Source organism: bacterium (assembly GCA_024226335.1).
Classification (GTDB): domain Bacteria; phylum Myxococcota_A; class UBA9160; order SZUA-336; family SZUA-336; genus JAAELY01.
Map to the genome: position 1 here is coordinate 1 of JAAELY010000329.1, position 542 is coordinate 542.

Annotated in this window: 1 protein-coding gene; it reads right to left on the reverse strand. The window is 57.7% G+C overall.

What is annotated here, in order from left to right; translation table 11 throughout:
- Positions 1-542: L-histidine N(alpha)-methyltransferase (locus GY725_17080; protein ID MCP4005906.1), on the reverse strand; the 542-nt coding region annotated here is incomplete at both ends.

Here is a 542-nt window from a genome sequence, read left to right on the forward strand (position 1 = left end):
ACTGTTCCGTCAGGCTCTCCAGATAGATTTCGATCCGCCCCTCGCGTTCGTTGTACAGCGCCTGATGTGTGAACTGCGTGGTGTCGAATGTGCCTTCTAGCTCGCGGTTGATGCGTGAAAGAAGGTTGAGGCTGAAGGACGCCGTTACACCGGCCTCGTCGTCATACGCGGGGATTAGAATGTCGCGGCTGCGGCTCTTTTTGAGATCGACGCCGATGAGGAAAGAACTGCCGCAGCCCAGTAGGTGCGCTGCATTCCGCAAAAATTTATGTGCTTCTTCGTGGGTGAGATTTCCGATCGTGGAGCCGGAAAAGAAGCCAAGAATCTGTCCCCGAACGGCTCCGTTGAGCGTTCGGGTCTTCGTGAAGTCACCGACGACGGGGCTGACACGGAGCCCATCATGCTCGGCCTCGAGACGTTGTGCAGCCTGCGCGAGGAAGGGTTCCGAAACATCGATGGGAATGTAAGTGTGCAGTTCCTCGGGCGCTTCGATCAGGAGCCGCGTCTTTCGGCTGGATCCGGACCCGAATTCCACGAGCGTG